General features: G+C 52.8%; 29 protein-coding genes. 17 read left to right on the forward strand and 12 right to left on the reverse strand.

What is annotated here, in order from left to right:
* On the reverse strand, nucleotides 1-596 hold a 596-nt coding region (locus tag Q1K24_RS00415; RefSeq protein ID WP_300364517.1), incomplete at its 3' end, for a PCRF domain-containing protein.
* Between the two features lie 59 nt (nucleotides 597-655).
* Here Q1K24_RS00415 and panC point away from each other — a divergent pair.
* Nucleotides 656-1,477 (forward strand): pantoate--beta-alanine ligase, encoded by an 822-nt coding sequence (gene panC, locus Q1K24_RS00420; protein WP_300364519.1) that lies wholly within the window; start codon nucleotides 656-658, stop codon nucleotides 1,475-1,477.
* A gap of 18 nt (nucleotides 1,478-1,495) precedes the next feature.
* On the opposite strand, the gene Q1K24_RS00425 is transcribed toward panC, so the two are convergent.
* The 5 genes from Q1K24_RS00425 to Q1K24_RS00445 form a co-directional block, all read right to left on the reverse strand.
* On the reverse strand, nucleotides 1,496-3,328 hold the full coding sequence (locus tag Q1K24_RS00425; RefSeq protein ID WP_300364521.1) for a penicillin-binding protein 2: 1,833 nt from the start codon (nucleotides 3,326-3,328) through the stop codon (nucleotides 1,496-1,498).
* Nucleotides 3,329-3,351: 23 nt separating this feature from the next.
* Nucleotides 3,352-3,651: a flagellar hook-basal body complex protein FliE gene (gene fliE, locus Q1K24_RS00430; protein WP_300364523.1), complete on the reverse strand. Its 300-nt coding sequence runs from the start codon at nucleotides 3,649-3,651 to the stop codon at nucleotides 3,352-3,354.
* A 13-nt stretch (nucleotides 3,652-3,664) separates the two neighbouring features.
* Nucleotides 3,665-4,159: a flagellar basal body rod protein FlgC gene (flgC, locus tag Q1K24_RS00435; protein ID WP_300364525.1), complete on the reverse strand. Its 495-nt coding sequence runs from the start codon at nucleotides 4,157-4,159 to the stop codon at nucleotides 3,665-3,667.
* A 19-nt stretch (nucleotides 4,160-4,178) separates the two neighbouring features.
* On the reverse strand, nucleotides 4,179-4,601 hold the full coding sequence (flgB, locus tag Q1K24_RS00440; protein ID WP_300364527.1) for a flagellar basal body rod protein FlgB: 423 nt from the start codon (nucleotides 4,599-4,601) through the stop codon (nucleotides 4,179-4,181).
* 66 nt (nucleotides 4,602-4,667) lie between these two features.
* Nucleotides 4,668-5,573: a glucosaminidase domain-containing protein gene (locus Q1K24_RS00445; protein ID WP_300364529.1), complete on the reverse strand. Its 906-nt coding sequence runs from the start codon at nucleotides 5,571-5,573 to the stop codon at nucleotides 4,668-4,670.
* 117 nt (nucleotides 5,574-5,690) lie between these two features.
* Between Q1K24_RS00445 and Q1K24_RS00450 the strand changes: the two genes are divergently transcribed.
* From Q1K24_RS00450 to Q1K24_RS00470, 5 genes are read left to right on the forward strand one after another with little or no spacing between them, the layout of a single operon-like run.
* A complete protein-coding gene (locus Q1K24_RS00450; RefSeq protein WP_300364531.1) occupies nucleotides 5,691-6,872 on the forward strand; it encodes an FtsW/RodA/SpoVE family cell cycle protein in 1,182 nt (393 codons plus the stop codon).
* Nucleotides 6,873-6,893: 21 nt separating this feature from the next.
* Nucleotides 6,894-7,595: a dUTP diphosphatase gene (locus Q1K24_RS00455; RefSeq protein WP_300364533.1), complete on the forward strand. Its 702-nt coding sequence runs from the start codon at nucleotides 6,894-6,896 to the stop codon at nucleotides 7,593-7,595.
* A complete protein-coding gene (gene murG, locus Q1K24_RS00460; RefSeq protein ID WP_300364535.1) occupies nucleotides 7,579-8,670 on the forward strand; it encodes an undecaprenyldiphospho-muramoylpentapeptide beta-N-acetylglucosaminyltransferase in 1,092 nt (363 codons plus the stop codon). Before Q1K24_RS00455 ends, murG begins: the two co-directional genes overlap by 17 nt.
* Nucleotides 8,667-9,236, forward strand: a complete 570-nt coding sequence (locus Q1K24_RS00465; protein ID WP_300364537.1) for a hypothetical protein — start codon at nucleotides 8,667-8,669, stop codon at nucleotides 9,234-9,236. Before murG ends, Q1K24_RS00465 begins: the two co-directional genes overlap by 4 nt.
* Complete coding sequence (locus Q1K24_RS00470) at nucleotides 9,237-9,830, forward strand: DUF2238 domain-containing protein (RefSeq protein WP_300364539.1); 594 nt, start codon at nucleotides 9,237-9,239, stop codon at nucleotides 9,828-9,830.
* A 22-nt stretch (nucleotides 9,831-9,852) separates the two neighbouring features.
* Here Q1K24_RS00470 and Q1K24_RS00475 read toward each other — a convergent pair whose 3' ends face one another.
* Nucleotides 9,853-10,617: a ferredoxin-thioredoxin reductase catalytic domain-containing protein gene (locus Q1K24_RS00475; protein ID WP_300364541.1), complete on the reverse strand. Its 765-nt coding sequence runs from the start codon at nucleotides 10,615-10,617 to the stop codon at nucleotides 9,853-9,855.
* A 60-nt stretch (nucleotides 10,618-10,677) separates the two neighbouring features.
* Here Q1K24_RS00475 and Q1K24_RS00480 point away from each other — a divergent pair, with 60 nt between their 5' ends.
* The 10 genes from Q1K24_RS00480 (at nucleotide 10,678) to Q1K24_RS00525 (ending at nucleotide 20,568) form a co-directional block, all read left to right on the forward strand.
* Nucleotides 10,678-11,016 carry a hypothetical protein gene (locus tag Q1K24_RS00480; protein ID WP_300364543.1) on the forward strand — a complete coding sequence of 113 codons (339 nt, stop codon included), beginning with the start codon at nucleotides 10,678-10,680 and terminating at the stop codon, nucleotides 11,014-11,016.
* Entirely contained in the window at nucleotides 11,013-11,339 is a 327-nt protein-coding gene (locus tag Q1K24_RS00485) for a hypothetical protein (RefSeq protein ID WP_300364545.1), read from the forward strand. Before Q1K24_RS00480 ends, Q1K24_RS00485 begins: the two co-directional genes overlap by 4 nt.
* 2 nt (nucleotides 11,340-11,341) lie before the next feature.
* Complete coding sequence (locus tag Q1K24_RS00490; RefSeq protein ID WP_300364547.1) at nucleotides 11,342-11,632, forward strand: hypothetical protein; 291 nt, start codon at nucleotides 11,342-11,344, stop codon at nucleotides 11,630-11,632.
* A gap of 107 nt (nucleotides 11,633-11,739) precedes the next feature.
* Nucleotides 11,740-14,304, forward strand: coding sequence for an alanine--tRNA ligase (gene alaS, locus Q1K24_RS00495; RefSeq protein WP_300364549.1), 2,565 nt, complete (start codon nucleotides 11,740-11,742; stop codon nucleotides 14,302-14,304).
* Nucleotides 14,305-14,366: 62 nt separating this feature from the next.
* Nucleotides 14,367-14,858: a hypothetical protein gene (locus Q1K24_RS00500; RefSeq protein WP_300364551.1), complete on the forward strand. Its 492-nt coding sequence runs from the start codon at nucleotides 14,367-14,369 to the stop codon at nucleotides 14,856-14,858.
* Nucleotide 14,859: 1 nt separating this feature from the next.
* A complete protein-coding gene (gene maf, locus Q1K24_RS00505) occupies nucleotides 14,860-15,408 on the forward strand; it encodes a septum formation inhibitor Maf (RefSeq protein WP_300364553.1) in 549 nt (182 codons plus the stop codon).
* A gap of 38 nt (nucleotides 15,409-15,446) precedes the next feature.
* Nucleotides 15,447-16,544: a pyridoxal phosphate-dependent aminotransferase family protein gene (locus Q1K24_RS00510; RefSeq protein WP_300364555.1), complete on the forward strand. Its 1,098-nt coding sequence runs from the start codon at nucleotides 15,447-15,449 to the stop codon at nucleotides 16,542-16,544.
* Nucleotides 16,537-17,235: an ATP-binding cassette domain-containing protein gene (locus tag Q1K24_RS00515; protein WP_300364557.1), complete on the forward strand. Its 699-nt coding sequence runs from the start codon at nucleotides 16,537-16,539 to the stop codon at nucleotides 17,233-17,235. The genes Q1K24_RS00510 and Q1K24_RS00515 overlap by 8 nt, the downstream gene beginning before the upstream one ends.
* The gene (locus Q1K24_RS00520) at nucleotides 17,232-19,178 is read left to right on the forward strand and encodes a transglycosylase domain-containing protein (RefSeq protein ID WP_300364559.1); all 1,947 of its coding nucleotides are present in this window, start codon (nucleotides 17,232-17,234) and stop codon (nucleotides 19,176-19,178) included. The genes Q1K24_RS00515 and Q1K24_RS00520 overlap by 4 nt, the downstream gene beginning before the upstream one ends.
* A 13-nt stretch (nucleotides 19,179-19,191) precedes the next feature.
* The gene (locus tag Q1K24_RS00525) at nucleotides 19,192-20,568 is read left to right on the forward strand and encodes a dynamin family protein (RefSeq protein ID WP_300364561.1); all 1,377 of its coding nucleotides are present in this window, start codon (nucleotides 19,192-19,194) and stop codon (nucleotides 20,566-20,568) included.
* A gap of 76 nt (nucleotides 20,569-20,644) precedes the next feature.
* Here the strand turns inward: Q1K24_RS00525 and Q1K24_RS00530 are convergent, their stop codons facing one another.
* Nucleotides 20,645-21,223 (reverse strand): hypothetical protein, encoded by a 579-nt coding sequence (locus Q1K24_RS00530; protein ID WP_300364563.1) that lies wholly within the window; start codon nucleotides 21,221-21,223, stop codon nucleotides 20,645-20,647.
* Nucleotides 21,224-21,402: 179 nt separating this feature from the next.
* On the opposite strand from Q1K24_RS00530, the gene htpG reads away from it, so the two are divergent.
* Nucleotides 21,403-23,217, forward strand: coding sequence for a molecular chaperone HtpG (gene htpG / locus Q1K24_RS00535; protein ID WP_300364565.1), 1,815 nt, complete (start codon nucleotides 21,403-21,405; stop codon nucleotides 23,215-23,217).
* Between the two features lie 2 nt (nucleotides 23,218-23,219).
* Here the strand turns inward: htpG and Q1K24_RS00540 are convergent, their stop codons facing one another.
* The 4 genes from Q1K24_RS00540 to glnA all read right to left on the reverse strand — a co-directional run bounded on the left by Q1K24_RS00540 (nucleotide 23,220) and on the right by glnA (nucleotide 26,857).
* Nucleotides 23,220-24,470, reverse strand: a complete 1,251-nt coding sequence (locus tag Q1K24_RS00540; RefSeq protein WP_300364567.1) for an ArsS family sensor histidine kinase — start codon at nucleotides 24,468-24,470, stop codon at nucleotides 23,220-23,222.
* Nucleotides 24,467-25,132, reverse strand: coding sequence for a response regulator transcription factor (locus Q1K24_RS00545; RefSeq protein ID WP_300364569.1), 666 nt, complete (start codon nucleotides 25,130-25,132; stop codon nucleotides 24,467-24,469). Before Q1K24_RS00545 ends, Q1K24_RS00540 begins: the two co-directional genes overlap by 4 nt.
* 39 nt (nucleotides 25,133-25,171) lie before the next feature.
* Nucleotides 25,172-25,300, reverse strand: coding sequence for a hypothetical protein (locus Q1K24_RS00550; protein ID WP_300364571.1), 129 nt, complete (start codon nucleotides 25,298-25,300; stop codon nucleotides 25,172-25,174).
* 126 nt (nucleotides 25,301-25,426) lie between these two features.
* Nucleotides 25,427-26,857 (reverse strand): type I glutamate--ammonia ligase, encoded by a 1,431-nt coding sequence (gene glnA / locus Q1K24_RS00555; RefSeq protein WP_300364573.1) that lies wholly within the window; start codon nucleotides 26,855-26,857, stop codon nucleotides 25,427-25,429.
* Between the last annotated feature and the right edge of the window lie 5 nt (nucleotides 26,858-26,862).

Here is a 26,862-nt window from a genome sequence, read left to right on the forward strand (position 1 = left end):
CGGTGGATGCCGTTTTCGACCTTCAGGTAGCCGTAGGCATTTTCGCCCTTGATGATGAAACTGACATCCTTGATGCCCGCCTCGTCCCCCTCCTGGTAATCGAGCACTTCGACCTTGAAGCCGTGGCGCTCCGCCCAGCGCAGATACATCCGGTAGAGGATGCTCGCCCAGTCCTGGCTCTCGGTGCCGCCGGCGCCCGGGTGGATCGAGACGATGGCGTTGTTGGCGTCGTGGGGGCCGGAGAGCATCACTTCGATCTCCACCTTGTTGACCCGCTCCTCGATCTCCGGCGCTTCGGAGAAGAGCTGTTCCAGCGTCTCTTCGTCCTTCTCCTCCGTCGCCATCTCGAAGAGATCCAACGCGTCGTTCACCGCACTTTCCGCCTCTTCGTAGCGTTTGAGGATCCGTTCGAGGCGGTTTTTCTCTTTCTGGATGTCGCCAGCCTTCTTGGCGTCGCTCCAGAAATCCTCCTGCATCTCCATTTTTGCGATTTCGTCGAGCCGTTTTTTGATCTCGTCGGGTTTGATGATGTTTTTGATGTTTTCGATTTTGGTCTGAAGTTTTTTCATCAGTTCGGAAAATTCGTAACTGTCCACTCTCTGTCCTTGCTATAATTGTTATAAAATTTATTGGAATTATACCCAAAAGGCTTCCAGTGCAAATTATCAAAAATATTGAAGAAATTCAAGCCCTCAGAGAGAAAATGGAAGGGAGTGTCGGTTTCGTTCCGACGATGGGTGCGTTGCATCAGGGCCATCTGACGCTGATACAGAGAGCCCGTACCGAAAACGACCGTGTCGTCGTCTCCATCTTCGTCAATCCGACCCAGTTTCTTCCGGGCGAAGATCTCGACAAGTATCCCCGGCGCGAAGAGGCAGACCGGAAAATCTGCGAACTGGCCGGTGTCGACGTACTCTTCATGCCCGACATCGAAACGATGTATCATGGCGACGAGGTGAAACTCAAAGCTCCGGCCTATCTCGGGTACGTGCTGGAGGGGAACAGGCGTCCGGGACATTTCGACGGGGTCGTGCAGGTGGTGATGAAACTCTTCAACATCGTACAGCCGACACGGGCCTATTTCGGAAAGAAGGATGCCCAGCAACTGAGGATTCTCCAGAAGATGGTCGAAGATTTTTTTATGCCGCTGGAGATCGTTCCCGTCGATACGGTACGCGAAGAGGATGGTTTGGCGCTCAGCAGCCGCAACATCTATCTGAAGCCCGAAGAGCGGAAGAGGGCGCTCAGCATATCGCGTTCGCTCAAACGGGCGTCCCGCCTGATCATGGCGGGAGAGACCGATGCGGATGCGATCGAAATGGCGATGAAGGATATAATGAAAGAGATCGATGTGGAGTATATCGCCATCGTCGACCGCGACTTCCGGCCGCTTCGGAAGGTGGAGATAAAGAAGACGATCATTCTTGTGGCCGCCAGAGTGGGAGCGACACGCCTGATCGATAATATCTGGATTTAAGGGCTTTTAGAGGTGCCCTTAATGGGTTCTTTTTCGAAGTTTCGGATAGATGCCGAGTGACGGATCGGGCACCAGTTCACCCTGTTCGATCAACAGTTCGACGACCTGACGGAACACAGGAACGGCTGACATCGCCGCAAAATAGTGGTAGGGTTTTTTCGCCTCCCTGACCAGAACACCGATCGTGTAGCGATGGGTTTTGTCGTTGGCGAAGCCGATGAACGAGCTGTTGTAGAGTTTCGCGTAACCGCCCCGTCTGGATGCGATGTGTGCCGTCCCCGTTTTGCCGCCGACCTGGATGCCGGGAACCTGCGCTTTGGTACCGGTTCCCTTGATGACGACCTTTTCCAGAATCCTCTGCATTTTGTAGGCGGTGGCCGGCGGAATCACCTGCCGCTCTTCTTCGTTCTGGACTACAGAATAGTGTTTTCCCATCGGATCGACGATATCGGCGACAATTTTTGGTTCGACGAGTCGACCCCGGTTGTTGAAGACGTTGTAGGCGCGTATCAACTGAAGCAGAGTGGCGCGCATGCCGTACCCGTATCCGACGGTCGCTTTGTAGATTTCACTCTCCATCTGGGTGACGTGCGGCATGATGCCGGTATGTTCGTAGGGAAGGTCGATGCCGGTTTTCTGAGTAAAGCCGAAATCTTTGAGCCCTTCGACGAAATCGATGCCGTCGAGGCGTTGGGCAAGCTGGGCGATACCGATGTTGGAAGAGTAGACGATGACGTTTTCGGCACTCATCCACGCCTCTTTGTGTTCGTCCGTGATGATTTTTCTGCCGAGTTTGTAACGGCCGTTCCAGGTTCGAACTATTTCCATCGGATTGACTTTGTGCTGTTTCAGAAGGAGTGCGAAGGTGATCGGTTTCATGACCGAACCGGGCTCGTAGGTATATTCGGCTGCGGCGACATTGAGCGAAGGGTAATCTTTTTTGCGGATGCTGTCCGGATTGTAGCGGTTGGATGTCGCGATCGAAACGATATGGCCGGTTTTCGATTCCATGATGCAGGCGATCACCTCCTTGGCGTTGTGCTCTTTTTTTGCACTGTCCAGTAGTGCTTCAAGTACTTTTTGGAGGCCGATGGAAATGTTCAGATGAATTGTCATGCCGTCGATGGCGGGACGGACGAAACTGTTCGCGTTCAGGATGATCGTATTGCCGATGTCGCGTTCACCTTTGACAAAGCCGTTCTGGATGGGACGAAGCTCCTCTTCATAATATTTTTCGAGACCCTTGACGCCCGCGGGTCGGGTAAATCCATCTTCCTCTTTTTTGCGCATGTATCCCAACACAGGTGTCAGGATGTCTTTATAGGCAAATATGCGTGATTCACCGCTCTCCGTGATGCTGAGTCCATATTTGATGATGCGCCCGTTTTTGGTCTGATAGGGGATGAAAACATTCAGGAGACGAAGTTTGCGTGCGAGCTCTTTGAGATATTTCGCACGGTTTGCGTCGATCGAGTAGGAGAGTACGACATTTCCCCTCTTTTTCAACCTTTTTTCGATGGTTCTGGCAGGTATGCCGCTGTAGATGCTGAAAAGCTTGATGAAGAGCTCTTTTTTGTCGGGATCGATGTTTTTGGTATTGATCATCGCCTTGTAGAGTTTTTGGCTGAAAGCGAGTTTGAATCCCTCTTTGCTGACGATGCTTCCGCGCAATGCCCGGTTGGTTTCGCTGATAATGAGTTTTGGAATATGTCTGTTGTCGACGGAGGTATGAAAAATCGAGCCGATAAAGACCAATACGCCAACGGAAAGCAGAAGCAGAAGAATGAGAAGCTTGGTCTTTTTCCCGATTCGTTTGTCGAGTTCGCTGTTGGATGTAAAAAGTGGCGACACGTCAGTTTGGGTTTATGATGAAATCAGATCTGGGTTCGTAAAATTTCTTTGTACGCATTGATCGCCTTGTTGCGTACTTCGAGCATCATTTTCATACTGAGTTCGGCTTTGTCGATCGCGATGGCGGCCTGATGAAGATCTTTGACCTGTCCCGTCGCGATATCGCTCATCGCTTTCTGGCCCTCTTTCTGCAGTTCGTTCACTTCGTTCAACGTCTCTTTGAGCACGTCGCCAAACTCGGACCCTTCTACTTTGGCACTGCTTTTTTTGTTGAGAAGATCACTGGTCGAAAGCTGGTTGACACCCTGCACATTCTTATCCATTCTCTTCACATCCTTACGCTCTTAGAATATCGATGGCGCTGGTCGCCATCGCTTTGACGCTCTGAAACGCCGCTACATTGGCCTGATAGGCTCGTGTTGCTTCTATAAGATCGGCCATTTCGATCACCGGGTTGATATTTGGATAGGCAACATACCCTTCCGCATTCGCATCGGGATGGGACGGATCGTATTTCATTCTCGGCTCGCTGTCATCCCGAACCACCTTGTCGACAACGACACCCAGTACGGAAGGTTTGACACGTTTCCCTTCCACCCCTTCATCCAGCGGATCGGAATAGGGCAGAAACTCTGAATCATTTTCTATTTTACTCTGTAAAACTTTATCGAAATTGAAAGCTTTAAAAACCACTTCGCGCCGTCGGTATGGACCTCCTTCGTCGGTTCGCGTTGTGTTGGCGTTGGCGATATTCGAACTGATGATATTGACACGAAAGCGCTGGGCGGAGAGGCCGTATCCGTTGATATCGAAACTGCTGAGAAATGCCATGTTGATACCCTTTTATCTCTTACGTTTTGGCCGATGCGTCGATGACGCTGCGAAAGATTGCACTATCTTTTTTGAGTGCGGCAACCAATGCATTGTACATGACGGTATTTTTGGCCATTTCGGTTGTTTCCACATCCAGGTCCACCGTGTTGCCATCGTTGCGGACCATGTGGCCGTCACGGAAAAACAGTTGTGCTTTTTCCGCATCCGCCGACTCTGCCGGATGCAGATGTTTTTCGTTCGTCACTGCCATCTCGAGATGGGAGCGGATCGCAGGAAAGAGATGGTTTCGCTCTTTTTCCAGTATGTTTTCAAACGAGATGTCGCGTGCCCTGTAGTAGGGTGTATCGACATTGGCGATATTGGAACTGATCATATCCTGCCGTGCGGCCCGGTAATCGAGTGCATCTTTCATCAATCCGTGAACGCGGCTGATTTCCATCGATGTGTCCTTGAACGAAATATTGCCATACTGCAAGCAAAAATCGTTCCCTATCGGAGTGTGGGGCTATGCGTCCGGATGGATGATGATTGGAGAGTTGTCGCCAAGCTTTGCCCGATCCAGCCAGGCGAGATTGTTTATGCGAATGACACTCAGCAGCTCATCGATATAGTCTTTGCCACGTTCGGAGTAGCTTTCGAGCGTCTCCGCCAGTACGGGACCGCTCAGAAGTTTGCCTTCATCGCGGAGTTTTTTCCGCAAATTGCGGAAACTCCTGTAAGCGGGATGGGTATTGAGATTGAGAAGATAGGATCGAATCGAATCGAGCGGTGTTTTAAATGTTGCCAGACCGTAATTGCCAAGCTGTCTCCTCTGCTCTTTGGGTTTGAGAGCCGTTTTGCTGAAACTCCATTGGCCGAAGAGGGCATTTCCCCGGATTGCGAAACGGGACGTGCCCCATCCGCTTTCGACCGCTCCCTGGGCGAGGATCAAAGAGGGCGGTACGATATCGACGCGTTTTTTCAGCTCTTCCAGTTTTTCCGGAGTCAGAATATCGCTTCTCTTTTTGATAACCTTGTATTTTTTTGCCAGTTTTCGTAACCAGTGGCTCTCTTTACGGGAAATCGGGGCTTTGGAGATTTTTTGAAGGATATCGAGCAGCCTGGTGCGTTCCTCTTTGATCTCTTCAAGAGCCTGAAGCGCCCCCGATGCCAGTAAACGGAGAAAAAGACTTTTTTTCTCTTCGATCGGGATGTTTTTCGACTCATTCGACCAGCGGCTGGAAATACGCGTAAGTTCAACCCGTGGAATCTTTTTCATTCCCTTTTTGAAGCGTTCCTGCGTATAACCCAGGTTGTTCAGAATCTGCATCGTCTGCTGATAGGATTTGACGGTATAGCGGATGAATTTCGGCTCTTCCAGCGTTTTTTTCTCTTTGTGGACATGGGATTCACATCCTGCCGCAAGAAGCAATAAAAAGGAGTATACGAAAATTCGAAAAAAGTATGAAAAACAAACCTTAGTATCAGTTAACATTACATATAATAACAAATATTTTATGACGACACAATATTTCAAAAGATACACTGAATGATCGATCGCCCTCTTTTCCTAGCCGCTGTAACCCTGATTGTCATAGGCATCGTTTTCAGTTATTCACTTTCGGCATATACTGTACTCCTTTACAATGCGGCACCCTACCATTTCCTTTTGCGCCAGTTTGCCGCCGGCATGGTGGGAATTGTTCTGATGTGGCTTATCGCCCGACAGAATCCCGACAGAATCGTTATATGGCTTGGCTTCATATTGCTTGTCACCTCCGCTTTGCTGATGATTGCCATCCCGTTTCTGCCGGAACAGATTGCCAAAGAGATTGGCGGGGCGAAACGGTGGATCCGGCTTGGGCCCGTCTCTCTCGCGCCTGTCGAGTTTTTCAAAGTGGGATTCGTCTTTTTCCTGGCATGGAGTTTTTCCCGCAGGGTTCTTCCCAAACATGCCGCCCGTTCGAAAGATACACGCTATACCCTCAAGGAAGAGCTGCTGCTTTTGCTGCCATACATCATCGTGTTCGCCGCCATCATGTTCATCATCGCCATTTTCCAGAACGATCTGGGCCAGGTGGTCGTTCTCGCCGCGACCCTGCTTTTCATGATGATTTTCGCCGGAAGCAGCATCCGTATCTTCGGCTTCTCCATTCTTCTTGGCATTCTTGCGATCGCGGCATTCGTCGTTACATCCCCCCACCGGATCGAACGATTCAAAGGGTGGTGGTTCATGCTGCAGAACAGTATTGCGAAACTCTTTCCCCAATGGGCCCATGCCGTTCCAAAAGTCAATCTCGTCGAAGAGCCCTATCAGGTGAGCAATTCCCTGCATGCCATCCATCATGGCGGACTTTTCGGTGTAGGTCTCGGCAACGGTGTCCTGAAACTCGGCTTTCTCAGTGAAGTCCATACCGACTTCGTCCTGGCCGGTATGACAGAGGAGATCGGGGTGGTCGGTGTGACTGCGGTTGTCATGCTGCTGATGTTTGTCATCTACCGGCTTCTCAAAATCGCTGGAAGGGTCGGCAATACCATCTACTACCTCTACTGTTCGGGGTTGGCGATGATTATCGGCTTTGCATTTCTGATCAATGCGCTGGGAATCAGCGGTGTCATTCCCCTCAAGGGTATCGCGGTGCCGTTTCTCAGTTACGGGGGGTCCCAGATTGTAGCGCTTTCGATCGGGATAGGACTGGCGCTTTCGATGAGCAAGAAGGCGAGACTATGAAAATTGAGTGAGGAGTAAGAAGTGGGAAGCAGGAAGTATGAAAAGATGCTGGAGATGTTCGTTTTGCAGAATCGGCTCAACGACGATACCAACGGGCCGAAATGGCGCGAAGGGGTGACGAAGCAGGGGAAGGTGATCAACTGGAAACGGTGCATCGTCATGGAGAGTGCGGAGCTGATCGACAGCTTCAGCTGGAAGCACTGGAAAAATATCGCCGGTGGCATCGATCTGGAAAATATCAAGATCGAAATGGTCGATATCTGGCATTTTGTCATGAGCTACATTCTGCGGTTCCGCTCTCCGGAGGCGGCGGCGAAGCTGGCACTGGCGACGATGAGAGAGGGCGCCGTCAGGCTTCCGAACTCCTGGAGCGAAGCGGACAATGCCCGCATCGAAACGCTGCTGGAGCCATTCGAAAACCTGATGGCTCTGGCACTGATCAAAACCGACGACGATGCCTACCACGAAGAGCTGCTGGAACAATTCTGGGAGTGTGTGGATGCAGTGGGCATGAATTTCGATGAGCTCTACCGTCTCTATATCGGAAAAAACGCCCTGAACCAGTTCAGACAGATGCACGGATACAAAGAGGGTATCTACAGAAAGGTGTGGGACGGCAGAGAGGACAATGTGGTGATGCAGGAGATTCTTGCCCGAAACCCCGACATCACTTACGAAAAATTGCTGGAATCGCTGGAAGAGCGGTATGCCACGCTCAAATAGAGAGAAGTGGGAAGTGGGAAGTGAGAAACCGATAGATCCGCAAAGCGGATCCACTCAACACTCGATCTTGTTGACCGGTGGCGGTACAGGCGGACACCTTGCGATCGTACGTGCCGTCAAGGAGGAACTTCTCAGGCGCGGTATCCGGCCCTTTTATATCGGCAGCGAAAGCGGACAGGACAGGAGTTGGTTCGGTGAGGATGGGGAGTTTGCCGGGAAGCTCTTTCTGCCGACACGGGGTGTCGTCAATCAAAAGGGTTTTGGCAAAATCGCATCGTTGCTACAGGTTTTGAAAGCAGTGATGCAGGCCCGACATTTTATCAAAGAGCACCAAATCGACGCCGTGTTGAGCGTCGGTGGCTTTTCGGCAGCACCGGCATCGTTCGCCGCACTCTTTGGCGGTATTCCCTTTTACATTCATGAACAGAATGCCGTCAGCGGGCGCCTCAACCGGCTTCTGAAACCGTTTGCCAGACGATTTTTCTCATCCTACGGGGATGATCGGATCGACTATCCGGTTGCCGATATCTTTTTCGAGACTGCCCGGCTCCGCAGAGAGGTGCAGAGCGTCATATTCCTCGGCGGCAGCCAGGGTGCCAGAGCCATCAACGCGTTCGCGTTGGAGATAGCTCCGCACCTGCAGCAACGTGGTATTGCCATCATGCATCAGACAGGCCGTCTCGACTATGATCGCATCAGGAAAGGGTATGCATCACTCGGCATCGATGCCGATGTGTTCGCCTTCGACAAAGCACTCCATACAAAGATTGCGGATGCCGATTTTGCCATAAGCCGTGCCGGTGCCAGTACGCTTTGGGAGCTGGCCGCCAACCGGATACCGACACTGTTCGTTCCCTACCCCTATGCTGCCGGTGACCATCAGTACCACAATGCAAGCTACCTTGTGGAACGTCATGCCGGCTGGGTTGTTCGGCAGGAAGCATTGGAAGTTGATGCGGTCTTGAAGATCCTCGAAAGCGATATTGCATCCGTATCCAAAAATCTCATATCTCTCATTAAACCGAACGGTGCACAGATTATCGTCGATGCGATTGTCGGATCGGACGGATTATGAGGATTTTCGAGTATGTGGTCGCCGCACTCCTGCTGATCATCGGTCTGGGTATCACCCAGCTGCTGAACGATGCTGTCCAGACATTCCGTTTACGTCATAAAATCCAACTTCACTGGATACCGCTGGTATGGGCCGGTCTGGTGTTTCTCTGGCAGATGCAGTTTATCTGGGCCAGTTTCGAACTCGATCTTCTGATCAAATCCTGGACGGCATTCAAATTTGCGATGCTGCTCTTTATGGCGCTTCTTCTTTTTGTTTCGGGAGCTTTGATCGTGCCGAAGACGTCGGACGATCAGGGCGGCGATGCATGGGAGCAATTCCTGGACGACGGGCGCTGGGCACTCGTGGCACTCGCCTCTTTCTTTTTCCTCGCCTTTTTCAGCAATCCGCTCCTTTTCAATGTCCCGCTCTGGATACCGGGGAATGTACTGGAATTCTTTATGGGGCTTTTTCTGATTCTCGTGCAGTTTTCGACGAATGAAAAAATCTGGAAATGGGCCACCGTGGCATATACGATCGTTTCTCTCGTCGCGATAGGACTGCTCTCTCCGGTGGAGTATCAGTAGATGATGAAATCTCTCTGGCTCGCGATTTTTTTCGCTCTTCTCATCTGGTCGGGGTATGAACCGAAAGATCGTCTGACATGGGTGCTGGAAGTCGCACCGGCGCTCATCGGGTTTCTCGTGCTTGCAGGAACGTATCGTTCATTCAGGCTGACACCGCTGCTCTACTGGCTCATCCTGATCCATATGGCTGTTCTGATGATCGGCGGCCACTATACCTACGCGGAAGTCCCCTTTTTCGACCATCTTTTCGGCACTACCCGCAACAATTACGACAAACTGGGGCATTTTGTCCAGGGATTCGTGCCGGCGCTGATTGCGAGGGAAATCATCATCCGTCTGAAGATCATTCCAAAAAGAGGATGGATGAACTTTTTTGTCGTCTGTTTCGCTCTCGCACTCAGTGCCTTTTACGAGTTGATCGAATGGTGGGTGGCGCTGGTCAGCGGCAAGGCGGCGGAAGCGTTTCTGGCGATGCAGGGGTATGAGTGGGATACCCAGTCCGATATGATGTTCGCACTGATCGGCGCGATCGTGGCACTGCTCTTTTTCAGTGGCTGGCACGATCGGCAAATCAAAAAGATTGCCAACGTCTGAAAGGGCAAACTCTCCGTTGCCCTTAGCGTTCGATCTCCCCGTTGAACGCGATAATACCGTAGGTCAGGTTGCCGATCTGTCTGAAACCCTGTGCCTGCAACACATGCTGAACCTGGTAGCTTCGGCTGCCGGTATGGCAGTAGAGAATCATGCGCTCCTCTTTCTTGTTCTGAATCTTCTCGAACCAGTCATAGAACTGCGAGGTCGGCCAGAGTGCGTCGGTTCCTTTGATATGACCCATCTGGAACTCCATCGGTTCGCGGACGTCGATCAGCTCGAAATCAACCATGCCCAGATCCCTGGCTTCCAGTAGCGCTTCGAGTTCGTCGCCGTCGAGCTGACTCTTTTCGACGAGTATCTGCGCCTCCTCCCGGGTCAGGCCGCGCGAATGCAGATGCACCGCCTCTTCGATCGCCTCCTCTTTGGCGTGCCGGTCGGCATACTCCGGCGTGCAGAAGATGCCGCAGTGGCAGTAGCCCTGTTCGGGGATCTCTTTTTCGAGCGCCGGTTTGCACGGGCAGATGCGGTTGTCGGCGCTCTTGCGCTCTTCCGGCGTCTCGCCGATCACCATGAAGCAGGGACAGTAACGCTTTCCGTAGATCAGTTTGTTGCGGGCGAGTCCCATCGCGACGCCCTCGTTGATCTCCTGGTCGGGGTTCTGGACGAAACCGAACTGCTTGTTGACCTTGTCGACGAATTTCCAGGTCTTTTCGAGTTCAGCCTGAAATTCGTCGGAGTTGACATCGATTGCCTGCACGCTCTTCTCCTGAAAAAAATTTGTCGTCATTGTAACAAAATCTTCGTCTTGGGCTATAATAATGGAAAACATGAAAAGAAGGAGGATGCCATGCCACAGAAAGCGACAGACGCACCGCAGGCGGATAAAGATGTCGAAGCCCTCAGAAAAGAGATCGAAACATTGAAAAAAGATCTGCTCAAACTGACCGAGACGCTTGGAAAGATCGGGGAGGAGAAGATCAGAAGCTCGGTCGATGAGGTGAAAGAAAAGGTTGTCTCGCAAATTCCGAAAGAACAGCTCGAGCAGCTCGAAGCGGTGAAGGCGCAGGGTGAAGAAGCGATTGAAATGATCAAACAGCAACAGAAAGAGCATCCGGTCGGAACCCTTCTCGTGGCCGCCGGAATCGGCTTTTTGCTGGGCAAGGTTCTGGGCGGTAAGAGCGGATGAGCAAGGTAACCATATCCGACTTCGTTATCGCGCTGATGGATCTTCTGGAGGCGGAGAGCCGCGCGCTCCAGGAGTCAGCGGCGCGATTCATGGAGGAGCAACGTAACGCATTGCGGCACACTCTCTATCGTGGCGGCTGGATGGTCGGCTGGATCGTGGGCGCAGTCGCAGCACTTCTGGGAGCGCTCGGTTTTGCGATATGGGGTGTTTACCGGGTTGTTGCCATCTACCTCTCCGAAACGTCGGCCCCTTTTGTCGCCGCCACGATGCTTCTGATCTGTGCAATCCTCTTCGCCCTTGCCGCTTTGAAGATGAGGCCATAGCAATGGATAGCCGTGCCGAAGCGAGAAGGCGGTTCGATGCGATCGTAAAAGGGCGGTACGCCCCCAGAACCCTCTCTCTCGAGGAGGCGAAAGCGAGAGTCCGGGAGACCGATCCCGGGATCGACATGTCGGAACTTCTGCGCGCATTGAACGAAGGAGATCTCAAGCGGGCAGGCTCCTCGCTTTTCTGGCAGACGGTCGCACCGGAAACCATCGCCTACTTCACGCCATTGATCGTGGGTGTGATCGAATCCTTTGCAGCGGCATCGAAAAGCGGGCCGAAAAAAGCGTAATAACTCTCTTCTTTTCTCCAGTAACCGAAATTTCAAAAGTTTTTGGATAAAATCTATCCACTATAAAAACTGCGTAACATCAGTTTATCAAAACAAGGTTATTTTCGATGGATATTCGACAGGCTTTTTTGGACTATTTCGCCTCCAAGGGGCACACGATTTACGAAAGCTCGCCGCTGGTTCCGGACGATCCGACACTCCTCTTCACCAATGCGGGGATGGTGCCGTTCAAAAACATCTTTACCGGCGAAGTGCCGGTTCCCAACCCTCCGAGAGCCGCAAGCTGCCAGACCTGTATCCGTGCGGGCGGCAAGCACAACGATCTCGAAAACGTCGGCCACACGGCGCGCCATCACACCTTTTTCGAAATGTTGGGAAACTTCAGCTTCGGGGACTACTTCAAGGAGGATGCCATCGCCTACGCGTGGGAGTTCGTCACCGATATCCTGGGGCTTCCGGTCGACAAACTCTGGGTTACCGTGCACGAGAGCGACGACGAAGCGGAGGCTATCTGGGCGAAACATATCGCCAGAGAGCGGATTTTGCGCATGGGAGACAAGGACAACTTCTGGCAGATGGGCGACACGGGGCCCTGCGGGCCCTGCAGCGAAATCTTCTTCGACCAGGGCGAAGAGCATTTCAGCGGCCCGGAAGACTACCTGGGGGGAGACGGTGACCGCTTCCTGGAGATATGGAACCTCGTCTTCATGCAGTACGAACGCGACAAGGAGGGAAACCTGACGCCGCTTCCGAAGCCCTCCATCGATACCGGCATGGGGTTGGAGCGGGTAGTTGCGGTGAAAGAGGGGAAACGGAGCAACTACGACACCGAACTCTTCATGCCGATCATCCGTGCCGTCGAAGAACTGGTGGGCAGACCCTACATATACGAAAGCGGTGCAAGCTACCGTGTCATCGCCGACCACCTGCGTTCGACGACCTTTCTGCTGGCGCAGGGGGTCAACTTCTCCAACGAAGGGCGCGGATATGTGCTGCGGCGCATTCTGCGCCGCGCTGTCCGTCACGGCTATATGCTGGGCCTGCGCGAGCCCTTCATGTTCAGACTTGTCGATACACTGGTCACCATCATGGGCGGCCACTACACCTATCTGAACGAGAAGAGGGAGAGGGTCAGGCAGATGATGCAGCTCGAAGAGGAGCGGTTTTTCGCGACGATCGCGGCAGGCATCGAACTCTTCGAAAAAGAGCTCGCCAACACCGAACGGCTTTTCAGCGGGGCTGTCGCTTTCAAGCTCTACGACACCTATGGGTTCCCTCTCGACCTGACGCAGGACATGCTCAAAGAGAAAGGCCTTGACGTCGATACTGCCGAATTCGAGCGGCTGATGCAGGAGCAGCGCGAACGCGCCAAAGCGGCGTGGAAAGGGAGCGGCGACACGAGGGTCGAGGGTGATTTCAAAGCGTTGCTGGACGAATTCGGCCATAACACTTTCGTGGGATACGATAACCTGAAAGCCGAGAGCCGGGTGCTGGCGGTACTGAATGACGGTTTCGCCCGGGTCAAATGTCTCGAACCGGGTGAGAAGGGCTGGGTGATGCTCGATATCACGCCGTTCTATGCCGAAAGCGGCGGCCAGACCGGCGATGCGGGTATGATTCGGAATATGGAGGATGGCGCGACGGTCGCCGACGTGGTCGATACGAAAAAATTCTTTGAGATCAATCTCTCCGAAATCGAAGCGAAAACGAAGATCTGCGAAAACGATCTCGTCGAAACGGTCGTCGACACGGCGCGCCACGAGATCGCCAAACACCACAGTGCCACCCACCTGCTCCACAGTGCATTGCGTGAAATTCTGGGCGACCATGTCACGCAGGCGGGCTCGCTTGTCGAAGCGGACCGGCTCCGTTTCGATTTCAGCCATCCCAAAGCGATGAGCGCGGAAGAGATCGCGGCGGTCGAAGCGTGGGTCAACGAGAAGATCGAGCGCGGCATCGAAGGCGAAGTGGAGGAGATGGATATCGAATCGGCCAAAGCGAAAGGGGCGATGGCGCTTTTCGGCGAAAAGTACGGCGACAGGGTGCGCGTCGTCACGTTTGGGGAGAAAAGCATCGAACTCTGCGGGGGGACGCATGTCCGAAATACGGCGGAAATCGGTATGTTTCTGATTACCAAGGAGAGCGGCGTCAGTGCCGGGGTACGCCGTATCGAGGCAGTTTGCGGCCATGCCGCCTACGAACAGGTCAGAGAGGTGCGAGGCACACTTGCGCATATCACGACCGAGCTCAAGGCCAAAGATCCGCTGCAGGGTATTGCGAAGCTTCAGGAACAGGTGAGGCAACTCAAAAACGAGCTCAAGGAGGCGCAGAAAGCCAAAACGAGCGATGTGAAAAGCGAGAAGATCGGCGATATCACCGTCGTCGTCGACGAGGTGGAGGGCGGCGACATCAAGGCGATGATCGACGATCTGAAAAACGCCCACGAGAAAGTGGCTGTGATGCTTTTCCAGAAGAGAGGGGAGAAGGTACTGATCGCCGCCGGGCAGAAGAACACCTCCGTCAAGGCCGGTGCGTGGGTCAAAGCGATCGCTCCGATTCTTGGCGGTGGAGGTGGTGGCCGCGACGACTTCGCCCAGGCGGGGGGAAAAGAGCCCTCCAAAATCGCCGAAGCGAAAATCAGGGCGATGGAATATCTGAAAGAGACATTGTAGCGGGATGAACAGAATGTGTCCGTTTACCGTGCACCGTTCACGACAGGAAAAAGGAGGAGACGATGAAAGAGATTGCCGTTGAGATCTTCAACAACTACGCCTTTTTCCTTGTTTTTCTCCATGTACTGGGCGCGATCGTCTGGGTCGGGGGCATGATCGGCATGCGGCTGGCAGTCCATCCCGGACTGCAGCATATCGAAGATGACAAGATCCGGCTGGCCCGTACGCTGGAGATTGTCCGCAACCTCTTCGCACTGGTGTTTCCCTTCGTCGTTCTGATTCTTCTGACGGGAGGCGTGATGGGTGTGGCGATCTGGGCACCGGGTACGGGACTGGCGACTGTCCTCTATCTGAAAGCGGGTGTCTGGCTGGTTATGACGGCCAACTACGCCCTCATGGTCTATCGGCGCAACGTGGCCGAGCGCCGTTTCGTCTCCGGTGATCTCGCAGGGGCTAGGGCGATGATGGCGCCGATTCCCAATCTGATGCTTCCGGTCAATATCGCGCTGGGGGTACTGGCGTTGGTGCTGGGCATCTATCTGAGGGGCTTTTAGGATGTTACTTCTGGGTTCCGGTTCCGAAACGCGGGCGAAGATTTTGCGAAGCCATGGGATCGCATTCCGACAGGCCGGATGCGATTTCGACGAAGAGGCGCTGGATCATGCGGTACCGAAAAACTTCGTCTATCATGCCGCAATGGGAAAGATGCAGGCCTGCGAAACAGAATATGGGCTCGATACGCCGATTCTCTGTGCCGATACGGTGGTGACGGCGCACGGAGAGATACTTCGCAAAGCGAGAGACGAAGAGGATGCACGCCGGATTCTCCGGATGCAGAGCGGCAGTGACGTGGCCATCATCACCTGCATGGTCTACAAGTCGAAAGAAAAAATGTTTATCGATCTCTCCGATACGGTCTATACCTTCGCACCGTTCGACGAAACGGATATGGTGCGATATATCGCAAGCGGGGAGTGGCGCGGAAAGGCGGGCGCCTGCATGGTGGAAGGTTTCTGCAAACCCTATATCCGAAGCGTGCGGGGTTACGAGAGCTGTGCCATGGGATTGACGGTGGAAAAACTGCTGCCGTGGCTGGAGGAGTAGTCGATGGTCGATAATTTTCAGCCCGAAAGGGTGGTCGCATGTATGAAAAAGAACTGAAAGCGCTGGAGCGTTCGGGACGCTTTCGCCGTCCGATCATGGCGGATCCGGATGCCGTCGATATGGCCAGCAACGACTATCTCGGTCTCGCCCACAAAAAAAAGCTCTTCAGACGTGCCTGCAAGCGGGTTTCGGAATATCCGTGGCACGCTCCGAAGTCCTCGCTGTTTGTCGGCGGCTATCATCCCATCCACCGCAATTTCGAATACCGGCTCTGCGAAGCGAACGGATTCGAGGCCGGGGTGGTGGCCGGCAGCGGGTTTCTCGCCAATCTCGGATTGATCGAGGCATTGGTGCGGCGCGGCGATGTGCTCTTTGTCGATGAACGGTATCATGCGAGCGGTATGATGGCGACGAAGCTGGTTCAGGGCGAGATCGTCACGTTCCGGCACAACGATCCGGCCGATCTGATTGAAAGGCTTTCCGATACCCCGGTGGAAGGGAGACGCATCATCGCGGTCGAGGGAGTCTATTCGATGGAGGGTGACCTGGTCAAACGGGAATTTTTCGATATTGCCGAATGGTTCGATGCGCTGATGATCGTCGACGAAGCGCACAGCAGCGGGACGGTGGGCCCCAATCTGCTGGGGGTTTTCGACCATTACGGCATTGTCCCGAATGGGCGGCATATCAAAATGGGCACACTCGGAAAAGCCTACGGCAGTTACGGTGCCTACATCCTCGCCTCCGACGAGATCGTATCGTTTCTTCACAACCGGGCCAAACCACTGATCTACGCCACCGCTCCATCGCTTTTCGATATCGCACTTGCGCATGAAGGGTTCAATTTCATAGCCGAAAAGCGTAACAAACTGTTCGACAGAATCGCACGGCTCCGAAACGTGGCGGAGGAGTTTGCGAAATGGCGTCCCGAAGGGATGATCGTACCGGTACCGATGCCCGATATCGAAACGACACTGCGTCTGCGCGATCAACTCGGAGAATTGGGTTACGAGATCGGAGCGATCCGTCCACCGACTGTTGCGAAGCCGATGTTGCGGATCATATTGCGTGCTTCGGTCAAACCGAAGCGGTACCGTCAACTCTTCGAAACACTCGACGGACTGCTGCATGCGTGAGTTCCGGTGCAGCTCTTTGAAAATACGCAAAGAGGAGAGAGTTTTTGTCGATATCGCCTTTACGATCCGGCGCTCTCTCGCGCTCGTCGGCGAGAGTGGCAGCGGCAAAAGTCTGACGCTCAAGGCGCTACTGGGCATGCTGCCGAAGGGTTTCGAGGCGCATCTGGCATGTGAAAGCGATTTCGCACTCGAACGCGGCAGAACGGTCGCATATGTGCCGCAGAATCCTTTTACCGCGCTGTCGCCGTTGACGACAATAAAGGATCAGTGGATCGTGGCGGAAGAGAAAGCACCGGAGATGATGGAACAGGTTGGGCTCGAAAAGGCGCTGATCGACCGTTTCCCGCCGGAGCTTTCCGGTGGACAGCTGCAACGTGTCGTCATCGCGATGGCGCTTTCGTCCGAACCGAAACTGTTGCTGCTCGATGAGCCGACGACGGCGCTCGATGCCGAGCTTCGCAGCGTGATCGTAGAGCTTCTGCTGGATCTTCAGCGTGAACTCGGCTTTAAAATGCTCTTCGTGACCCATGACATTTCGACAGCGGCGAAACTCTGCAGTGACATTACGGTTATCCGTGAGGGTCGCGTGATGGAAAGCGGCAAAACGGAAAAGGTTCTCGGCAACCCTGTTTCGCCCTATACAAGCGCGCTGATCGAAGCCAATTTTGCAAATCGGGAGTTTAGAAGTTGATTAGATTTTTTACGAAGTGGTCGATTCGTTTCGGGATAATCGGAGGGACTCTGCTGTTTGGGTACCTCGTCTATCTCTATTTCGAAATCGGGCATCAGGTCGAACCGCTTGTGCGGTACAATCCTCCGAAAACGACACAGATATTCGATCGTAACGGCAAACTGCTCGCCAATGTTTTCGACAGAGAACACCGTATCTATGTCCCCTATAACGAAATTCCCGGACGGGTTGTCGAAGCGCTTGTCGCGATCGAAGACACTCTCTTTTTCGAGCATCATGGAGTCAATCCGGAAGCGATATTCCGTGCGATCATCAAAGATATCAAAGCGAGAAAGATGGTGGAGGGAGCGTCGACATTGACGCAGCAGCTGGTCAAATCGACACTGCTGACACGCGAAAAGAAACTCGAACGAAAGATCAAGGAGGCACTCCTTTCGATACGCCTCGAGCAGGAGTTGACAAAGGAAGAGATTCTGGAACGCTATCTGAACGCCATATTTTTCGGGCATGGATATTATGGTATCCGGACGGCCGCATTTGGTTATTTCCACAAGGATCTCGACAAATTGGGTCTAAAGGAGATCGCGATTCTGGTCGGTCTCCCGAAGGCACCCAGCGCGTACGATCCGACGCGCCATTATGCCAATGCGATGGCCCGGGCCAACCGGGTCCTGGAACGCATGAAGAGACTCGGTTGGATTGATGAGGCCACCTACATGCGGGAGATCAAGGCAGCTCCGAAAGTCTATGACGACACCCTGACCCAGAACAAGGCACCCTATATCGTCGATGCCGTCGTCAATCAGCTCCAGGCGAAATATCCCGATATCCGGTCCGGGGGGTACAGAATCGATACGGCGGTGGATCTCGAGTACCAGGCGATGGCGCGCAAAGCGCTCAAATTCGGCTACGATGCCTACTGGAAGAGACACGCATCGGATGATAACATCTCCGAAACCTTCAATGGCGCCATGGTGGTCCTTGATGGACGGAGCGGTGATATTCTCGCCATGCTGGGCGGTGTGGACTATACACAGAGCCCGTTTAACCGTGCCGTTTCATCGCGTCGTCAGCCGGGTTCCGCTTTCAAGCCTTTCATCTATGAAACGGCACTCAATCTGGGATACAACCCGGAAAGCAGGGTTCCGGATATCGCGAGGACCTACCGTTTCGATGAAGGAGACACCGAAAAACTGTGGCAACCGAAAAATTATGAAAAAGATTACAAAGGGATGATTACTCTGCGGGAAGCGCTGATCCATTCACGCAACCTGGCGACGATCAATCTGGCCAGTGAAATCGGCATCTCGACACTGCACAAAAAACTGGAGATTTTCGGAATCCGGGATCTTCCCTACAACCTTTCCATTGCACTCGGCAATATCGCACTCTCGCCATTGCAGATGGCGAGACTCTATACAGTGTTCGCCGATATGGGAACGTTGCATGAACCCCGGCTGGTTGTAGCGGTATACGACGACAGCGGTAAAATGGTGGAGCACATCGAGAGCAGAAGCAAAGAGGTTTATGCCAAACCCCAGGCCTATCTGCTTGTCGATATGCTTCGGGATGTCGTCAAACGCGGTACAGGACGCAATGCCAGGGTTCCCGGATTGGATGTGGCGGGTAAGACGGGAACCACCAACAACAGCGTGGATACCTGGTTCTGCTCTTTTACACCGGATATTGAAACGATTGTCTGGTTCGGTAACGACGACAATACACCGCTTCCGAAGCGTGAAACGGGCGGCCGTACCGCCGCACCGGTAACACGGGTCTTCTACCAGGCACTGGTCAGGAAGCATCCGGAGTACAAGCGCAAATTCGAAGAGCCCGAAGGAGTCTACCATGCCGAACGCAACGGGCGTGACGCCCTCTATACCGACCTGTCACCGCTGCCTGCAGAAGAGGCCGCTCCGGTCGACGAAGAGATCATTTTCTAAACGAGGATAACCCATGACACCCAAAGAACGATACAAAAAACTGAAGCAGCACCTGAGCGAAGAGAATCCCGTCCTGCTCGATGTCATCAAACAGTATGAAGAGTTGGACAAAACTGCCCATGCACTGGGATTTTTGACTCCCGAAGAGAGTTACACCGCCAATATTTCCTGGTGGCCACTCATTTCGGTGCTCGGAACCTTTTCCGCGGGCAAGTCGACATTCATCAACAGCTATCTGGGTGTGAAAGTCCAGGAGAGCGGCAACCAGGCGGTCGATGACAAGTTTACCGTCATCACCTACGGCACCAATGAAAAACCGATGACGCTGCCGGGCCTCGCCCTCGACGCCGATCCGCGTTTCCCCTTCTACAATATCAGCGAAGAGGTCGAGAAGGTGGAGAAAGGGGAAGGCAACCGCGTCAACCTCTATCTTCAGCTCAAAACGGTCAAATCGGATGCGATCAAAGGAGAGATTCTTATCGATTCACCGGGTTTCGACGCCGATGCACAACGCGATTCGATATTGCGCATTACCGACCATATTATCGGGATGAGTGATCTGGTACTGATTTTCTTCGATGCACGCCATCCAGAACCGGGCGCCATGCGTGATACACTGCAGCATCTGGTGGGGGCGACGGTAGGCAAACGCGACAGCGACAAGATCCTCTATATCCTGAATCAGATCGATACGACGGCACGTGAAGACAACCTCGAAGATGTCATCGGAGCGTGGCAGAGGGCGCTTTCGCAGCAGGGGCTGATTTCGGGGAACTTTTTTGCCATCTACAACGAAGAGGTGGCCAATCCGATCGAGGATCAGGCTGTGGAGGAGCGGCTGAGACGAAAGAGAGACGAGGATATGGAGAAGATCATCGGACGAATGGAGGGGGTCAAAATCGAGCGGGCCTATCGTATCTCCAAAGCACTGGAGGATTTCGCCAAAGAGATCGTCAACGACAAACTGCCGTTGTTGCAAGATTCACTCAATCGTTGGGGACGGCGCGTAATGATGGCCGATATCGTCACTGTCGCCCTTCTCGCCGGTGGCGCAGGGGGATTGCTTGCGTCAGGCATCATTCCCCCCTCGTCGGCCATGATCGGTGTGGTTTATGGTGTTCTCATTGCGGTGGTTCTGTTTCTTCATTTCCGATACCGGAAACTTTTTGCGAAGAAGGAGTTGAAACGTTGGCTGGAAAAAGATGAAAAGATTGCCAGAGCGATCAAACAGAATACCAAGTGGTATCGCCCGATTCTGCGTATCTGGCTCAAAGGCTGGAGCCGCCGTGCCGCCGAGAAACTCGAACATATTATGGATTACAGCAAAGCGGCTATCAGAAAACTGAATGACCAGTTCGTCAGTCCGGCAGGGGAGTTGAAGGAAGAATGATGGAAGCGGTTTTGCCGCTTCCATTCAAAAATGAGCTGGCCCGTGCCAGCTGTCTCGGACAGATAACGCTCAAACCTTAATTAAGCTCGTCGTCTTTCCAGTACTTGGTGCCCTGAATCGTTGCCTGCAGTGCCAGACCGTTTTTGGTCAGTTTGTAGATATGTACACCGGGTGCTACCGTGACGGCACCGCTTGCCGCACCGCCCTTCTCTTCCGCCTTTGCCGCGGCATCGGCCTGCGCATTCGCTTCCCATCCGCTGTTGATGAATTCATCGAAAACCTTTTTGTTGTCAAAGATAAAGACGATACGGAAATCTTTGACACCGAGTCCGAGTCCGACGCCACCCGAAAACATCTTCATATAGATATCTTTGCCGGTTTTGTTGTTGTGCGCCAGTCCGGAACCGTTTTCTGTGGATAACAGGAATACGTTGATGCCGACATTCGAAAAAGTGGCATATCCATAGGCGTGTTTGATCCGGCTGCGTGCTTCCGGTGCATGTTTGTAGAGCAACTGAAGTGTTTCGCGGCTCATTTTTTGAATCTCTTGTCGCGCTTTTTTAATCTCCTCTTTGCTCTTGTCCCCACCGAAAAAACCGGAAAACATCAATACCACCGCCAAAAGAGCTGTCAGCAGTTTCAACCGTTCTCTCATGAGCCACCTCCTGAAAATTTGTACATGATAACAAATTAATGCGGAGTAATCGCTGATAAAAGAGAACAGGATGCCATATCTTCTGTTGTGCTCCAACATTGAATTGTTGAGCATGACAAAACTTGACATTGTTAATATCAACATTGTAAAATTCCATCAAAAAAACGAGGAGTTTTGCCATGTCGAAACACGAATTTCAGACGGAAGTGAACCAGCTGCTTCACCTGATGGTCCATTCGCTCTATTCGAACAAAGAGATCTTTTTGAGGGAGCTCATCTCCAACGCCAGCGATGCACTGGACAAACTCGAATTCCTGAAACTGACCGACGAGAGATACAAAGAGCTCGATCTGCCGTCGAAAATCGTCGTCTCCTACGACAAGGAGAAGAAGATTCTGACGGTCAGCGACACGGGAATCGGCATGAATGACGAGGAGATGGTCGAAAACCTGGGGACCATCGCCAAAAGCGGTACGAAGAGTTTCATCGAGAGCCTGACGGGCGACGCGAAAAAGGACAGCCATCTGATCGGGCAGTTCGGCGTCGGGTTCTACAGCTCCTTCATGGTTGCCGAGAAGGTCGAAGTCGTCAGCCGCAAGCCGCTCGAAGAGAAGGCGTGGAGATGGGTCAGCGAAGGGCATGGCGAATATGAGATAGAGGAGACAGCGAAAGAGGGGTACGGCACCGATATCACGCTCCATCTACGTGACGATGCCGACGAGTTCGCCAGTGACTGGCGCATCAAAAGTATCGTGGAGAAATACAGCAACCATATCCCCTTTCCGATCTACCTGAAAAACGAAAAGGGGGAAGAGGAGCAGATCAACAAAGCCTCGGCGCTCTGGCGCCTTTCCAAGAGCGAACTCAAAGAGGAGGACTACAAAGAGTTCTACAAACAAATCAGCCACGACAGCGAAGATCCTCTGCTATGGATCCATACCCGTGCGGAAGGAACGCTGGAGTACTACACGCTCTTCTATATTCCGAAAAAAGCGCCGATCGATCTCTTCCGGGTCGACTATCAGCCGGGCGTGAAACTCTATGTCAAACGGGTTTTCATCACCGACGAGGATCGCGAGCTTCTGCCGACCTATCTCCGTTTTGTCCGGGGCATCATCGATGCCGAGGATCTGCCGCTCAACGTCAGCCGGGAGATTCTCCAGGAGAACATCATTCTCTCGAAGATCAGAAAAGCGAGCATCAAAAAGATTCTTGGCGAACTCAAAAAGCTGCTCGAAAAAGATCGAGAAGCCTACGAAAACTTCTTCATGGAGATGGGAAAAGCGCTCAAAGAGGGAATCTACAGCGATTTCGAAAACCGTGACGCACTGCTCGATCTGATGCTCTTCAAGTCGAGCAAACGCGACGGATATGTCACGCTCAAAGAGTACAAGGAGACGATGAAAGAGGGGCAGGAGAAGATCTACTTCATTATGGGAGAGGATGAAAACCTGCTCCGCCACTCCCCGCTGCTGGAGAAATATAAAGAAGAAGATATCGAGGTGCTTCTCTTCGACGACGAAGTCGACGCGATCGTCATGCCGACGGTGACGGAGTATGATGGTACGCCGCTCGAGAATATCGCCAATGTCGAAGAGGAGGGAGAAGTCAGCGACGAAACGAAAGAGAAGTATGCCTCCATCATAGCGGCGATGAAAGCGGAGCTGGGCGAGAGTGTCAAGGATATCCGCCTGACCAGTCGATTGAAAGATTCACCCGCTTGTGTGGTGTTCGACAAGAGTGACCCCGATATCGCGATGCAGCAGATTCTGCGTCAGATGGGTCAGGAGGTGCCGACACCCAAGCCGATTATGGAGATCAATCCGGAGAACGAGATCTTCAAAAAGCTTCTCGAAAAAAACGACGAAACGGTTACACGCGACATTGCGCATGTTGTGCTTGACGAGGCGAAGATGGCGGCAGGTATCGAGGTCGACGATATTGCCGATTTCAATGCCCGCCTCAACAGGCTGATCGCCAGAGCGATCGGGTAGAATCACCGGCTCCGTTTCAGGCCGGTGATGATGAAGTGGTGCCGTCCCTTTTTGTATCGGTACGTCAGTTCGGCACCATGGGCATCGAGAATCGATTTGACGATGTAGAGGCCCAGACCGAAACTCTCTTTGGAGTGGTCCGGTCCCCCTTTTGCAAAGGGTTCGATAATCTCTTCGAAGTTTTTGGAAAGGGGTTCGCCACGGTTGATCACTTCGATCCTGCCGTTCTTACAGCATAGATCGACCCGTTTGTCCATTGAGTATTTGATGGCATTGTCGATCAGGTTTTTAAGAACGATTGTCAGCATTTTGCAGTCGGCTTTCACGTTACAGGGCGGACAGGCAAAATTGATGGTGTGTATCTCCTGAATGAAAAGCAGTTTCGCAACATCCTCGACAATCCGTTTCAAATCACAGCTTTCAAAAACCAGATCGAGCGACTGGGAGGTGATCATCTCCACTTCCGCCATCTCCTGAATCAGGTGTTCCATGCGGTCGAAAGCACGCCGCAGTACCTGTTCTTCTTCCCCGGCATCCATCAGTGCGACACTCAGTTTTCCCTTCGTGATCGGTGTTTTGAGTTCGTGCATGATGTTGCGCATGAAGAGTGTACGGGCCTCTTTCATTGCGCGGATTTTTTTGACTGCCGCATCGAACTGGTTGGCGACGAAGGCGATTTCGTCCCGTTTTTCCGAGCGTGTCGAAATGTTCATGTTCCCTTCGCCGAAGCGCCGGATCTGTTCCGCCAGTGTTTTGAGCGGCTTGAGACTGCGGAGCATCGTCCAGTAGAGCAGAATCAGTATGGTGATCATGCTTCCGAAAAGGAGAGGTATCCATTTGGGGCGATAGATGTCAATGGGGGATGCGATCATCGTGGAGTGTTTTGGGCCGACCAGTTCAAAATAGAGATTTTCATCATCACGATAGATTCTGAGCCGCCCATCCTGAATTCGCTCCGAGACGATCAGCGGAAACGAACCGGGCGGATTGACGAAAATCGGCTTGAGGTCGGGCTTGATCGCCTCCGGATATTCGACAAGTTTGTATTTGCGTGCCTTGAATCTTCTTTCGGGATCCCCCTCTTCGAGAATGATTTTTCGTATTTCGGCTTCATCGTGCAGCACCTTTTTTTCGATGAGATGGAGTTCCTGTGCCCGAAACTCCCGTATCGTCATGATGAAAAACGCAATAAGGGCGACGACGCTGAAAAGAAAGAAGAGGTTGAGCTTGAAAAATATCGATTGGCGGTTCACGGCGTAAATTTGTATCCTGCACCGCGTATGGAGTGAATGTAGCGAGGTTGTTTGGGGTTGTCTCCCAGTTTGTTGCGGATACGGCTGATGATCACGTCGATCGTTCGTTCACTGCTCTCCCAGGAGATCGATTCGGCATTGTTGGCCAGGTAGTCACGTGTCAGGACAGTACCGGGATTGAGCAGAAAGAGTCGTAAAATCTCATATTCGGCTGTCGTCAGATCGAGTTTTTCTCCCTTGAAAAAGATCTGCATTTTGCCTTCGTCGAGCTCGAAATCGCTCGTTTCGGTCTGGAGAGTCGGGCGGTAGCGGCGCAGGACCGTTTGGATCCGTGCGACGAGCTCCCTGGGCTCGTAGGGCTTGGGAAGATAGTCGTCGGCGCCATACTCGAGTCCGATGATTTTGTCGGTCAGATCGCTGCGCGCACTCGATATGATAATGGGTATGTCGTAATCTTTTCGGATCAGTTTGCAGAGTTCCAAGCCGTCCATCTGCGGAAGTGTCAGGTCGAGTATGATGAGGTCGTAATGGTCGAGTTCCAGGGCATTCAGTGCTGCTTTCGGTGTTTCGACACTTTCGACGTTCATGCCGTATTGCGATAGAAATTTTGTCAAAAGCGAACTGATATCGATATCGTCTTCAATCATAAGTACATTGATCATGCGTGACCTTTTTGGTGAATGCTCTGCGTTAATTATACGCTATTTTATAGTGACGCTTTTCTCGAGCCGGTTTTGACTGGCATTGTTCTCATCATATTTCGCCTGCTGCATGGCCGAACCAATCGTCAGAATGATGGCGGAAAGCATGGCGATAACTCTCAATAACATAGAGGACTCCCGCATCGAAATGAATGGGAGAATTATAGACGAGCATCATCAATCCTCTATCAATAGAATGTTAACGAAAATAAATTGAAATTGGAGACTCCCGCGCCGGAAAAGGCGCGGAAGAGGTTAGCAGGAGTAGGTCGTTTTGAATTCGAATGCTGTCGGGCGTGCTTCATCCGGCCAGATCTGTGTTTCGAATTTGTAGTGCTGATATGCGTCGACGAATTTGTCGGTAATGACCGGTTTCAGGAAGTCGTTGTCTCTGAGCAGCGCTTCAACCGCTTCGCGCAGAGTGTGTGGCATCTGCTCGATACCTTTTTCCCGGATTTCGTCGAGGGTGAGTTCGAAGAGATCGATATCCATCGGGCCGACCGGCTCGTACTGGTTCTTGATGCCGTCGATTCCCGCCATCAGCAGGGCCGTGAAGGCGAGATAGGGGCATGCGGAGCTGTCGGGGAAACGGGTTTCGATACGTGTCGCTTTTTCGCCGGCTCCGTAGGGAATACGGATCGAGGCGGAGCGGTTCTGGCTGGAGTAGGTCAGAATCGACGGGGCTTCGAAACCGGGAATCAGACGCTTGTAGGAGTTGGTCGAGGGGTTGGTGAAGGCCGCGACCGCCTGGGCGTGCTTGAGGATGCCGCCCATATAGTGGCGCGCTGTTTCGCTCAGGTTGCCGTATTCGCCCTCCTTGTAGAAGAGGTTTTTGCCGTCTTTCCAGATCGATTGGTGGACATGCATACCGTTTCCGTTGTCGCCAAAAAGAGGTTTGGGCATGAAGGTGGCCGTTTTACCGTTGAGGTGGGCGACCATGCGGACGACATATTTATATTTCTGGACATTGTCGGCCGCTTCGAGGAGCGTTCCGAACTTGACGCCGATCTCGCCCTGCGCCTGCGCCACTTCGTGGTGTCCGAGCATCACTTCCAGCCCTACCTCTTCGAGGACCTGCATCATCTCGGCGCGCAGGTCGACCATGCTGTCGGTCGGGGCGACGGGGAAGTAGCCGCCTTTCGTGCGGGGGCGGTGGCCGATGTTGCCGAAATCGTCGTTGCGGCTCGGGTCGTTCCACTCGCCCTCTTCGCTGTCGACACGATAGAACGATTCGTTGATCTCGTCTTTGATCTGCACATCTTCGAAAATGAAAAACTCGTTTTCCGGTCCGAAGAAGGCGACGTCGCCGACACCGCTCTCTTCCAGATACTTGAGCGCTTTCTTCGCGATGGAACGCGGGCACTTTTCGTAAAGTTCCCCTTTGTAGATGTCGAAGACGTCACAGAAGACGATGATCGTCGGATCGGCCGTGAAGGGATCGAGAAACGCCGTTTCGATATCCGGCTTGAGGATCATGTCGGATTTGTTGATCGGCTGCCACGCTTCGATGGAGCTTCCGTCGAACGGAAGGCCGTTGGTCAGCATATCTTTGTCGAGAGCGCTCAGAAGGTAGGTCAGGTGATGCCATGCGCCTTTGATATCCGTGAAGCGCAGATCCACGAACTTGACGTCGTTTTGTTCGCAAAAGCGGTAGAACTCGTCGACATTGTTGACAAATTTGCCCATTTTCT

Origin of the sequence: Hydrogenimonas sp. (assembly GCF_029932565.1) — a bacterium.
In the GTDB taxonomy this organism is placed as follows: domain Bacteria; phylum Campylobacterota; class Campylobacteria; order Campylobacterales; family Hydrogenimonadaceae; genus Hydrogenimonas.

Coding starts and splice junctions, on each gene's coding strand:
- Q1K24_RS00470 (WP_300364539.1), top strand. CDS start 9,237: ATGATGAAATCTCTCTGGCTCGCGATTTTTTTCGCTCTTCTCATCTGG.
- Q1K24_RS00480 (WP_300364543.1), top strand. CDS start 10,678: ATGCCACAGAAAGCGACAGACGCACCGCAGGCGGATAAAGATGTCGAA.
- alaS (WP_300364549.1), top strand. CDS start 11,740: ATGGATATTCGACAGGCTTTTTTGGACTATTTCGCCTCCAAGGGGCAC.
- Q1K24_RS00450 (WP_300364531.1), top strand. CDS start 5,691: ATGATCGATCGCCCTCTTTTCCTAGCCGCTGTAACCCTGATTGTCATA.
- Q1K24_RS00475 (WP_300364541.1), bottom strand. CDS start 10,617: ATGACGACAAATTTTTTTCAGGAGAAGAGCGTGCAGGCAATCGATGTC.
- Q1K24_RS00485 (WP_300364545.1), top strand. CDS start 11,013: ATGAGCAAGGTAACCATATCCGACTTCGTTATCGCGCTGATGGATCTT.
- glnA (WP_300364573.1), bottom strand. CDS start 26,857: ATGGGCAAATTTGTCAACAATGTCGACGAGTTCTACCGCTTTTGCGAA.
- murG (WP_300364535.1), top strand. CDS start 7,579: ATGCCACGCTCAAATAGAGAGAAGTGGGAAGTGGGAAGTGAGAAACCG.
- flgC (WP_300364525.1), bottom strand. CDS start 4,159: ATGGCATTTCTCAGCAGTTTCGATATCAACGGATACGGCCTCTCCGCC.
- flgB (WP_300364527.1), bottom strand. CDS start 4,601: ATGGAAATCAGCCGCGTTCACGGATTGATGAAAGATGCACTCGATTAC.
- Q1K24_RS00545 (WP_300364569.1), bottom strand. CDS start 25,132: ATGATCAATGTACTTATGATTGAAGACGATATCGATATCAGTTCGCTT.
- Q1K24_RS00515 (WP_300364557.1), top strand. CDS start 16,537: ATGCGTGAGTTCCGGTGCAGCTCTTTGAAAATACGCAAAGAGGAGAGA.
- Q1K24_RS00465 (WP_300364537.1), top strand. CDS start 8,667: ATGAGGATTTTCGAGTATGTGGTCGCCGCACTCCTGCTGATCATCGGT.
- Q1K24_RS00500 (WP_300364551.1), top strand. CDS start 14,367: ATGAAAGAGATTGCCGTTGAGATCTTCAACAACTACGCCTTTTTCCTT.
- htpG (WP_300364565.1), top strand. CDS start 21,403: ATGTCGAAACACGAATTTCAGACGGAAGTGAACCAGCTGCTTCACCTG.
- Q1K24_RS00530 (WP_300364563.1), bottom strand. CDS start 21,223: ATGAGAGAACGGTTGAAACTGCTGACAGCTCTTTTGGCGGTGGTATTG.
- Q1K24_RS00490 (WP_300364547.1), top strand. CDS start 11,342: ATGGATAGCCGTGCCGAAGCGAGAAGGCGGTTCGATGCGATCGTAAAA.
- maf (WP_300364553.1), top strand. CDS start 14,860: ATGTTACTTCTGGGTTCCGGTTCCGAAACGCGGGCGAAGATTTTGCGA.
- fliE (WP_300364523.1), bottom strand. CDS start 3,651: ATGGATAAGAATGTGCAGGGTGTCAACCAGCTTTCGACCAGTGATCTT.
- Q1K24_RS00525 (WP_300364561.1), top strand. CDS start 19,192: ATGACACCCAAAGAACGATACAAAAAACTGAAGCAGCACCTGAGCGAA.
- Q1K24_RS00510 (WP_300364555.1), top strand. CDS start 15,447: ATGTATGAAAAAGAACTGAAAGCGCTGGAGCGTTCGGGACGCTTTCGC.
- Q1K24_RS00550 (WP_300364571.1), bottom strand. CDS start 25,300: ATGTTATTGAGAGTTATCGCCATGCTTTCCGCCATCATTCTGACGATT.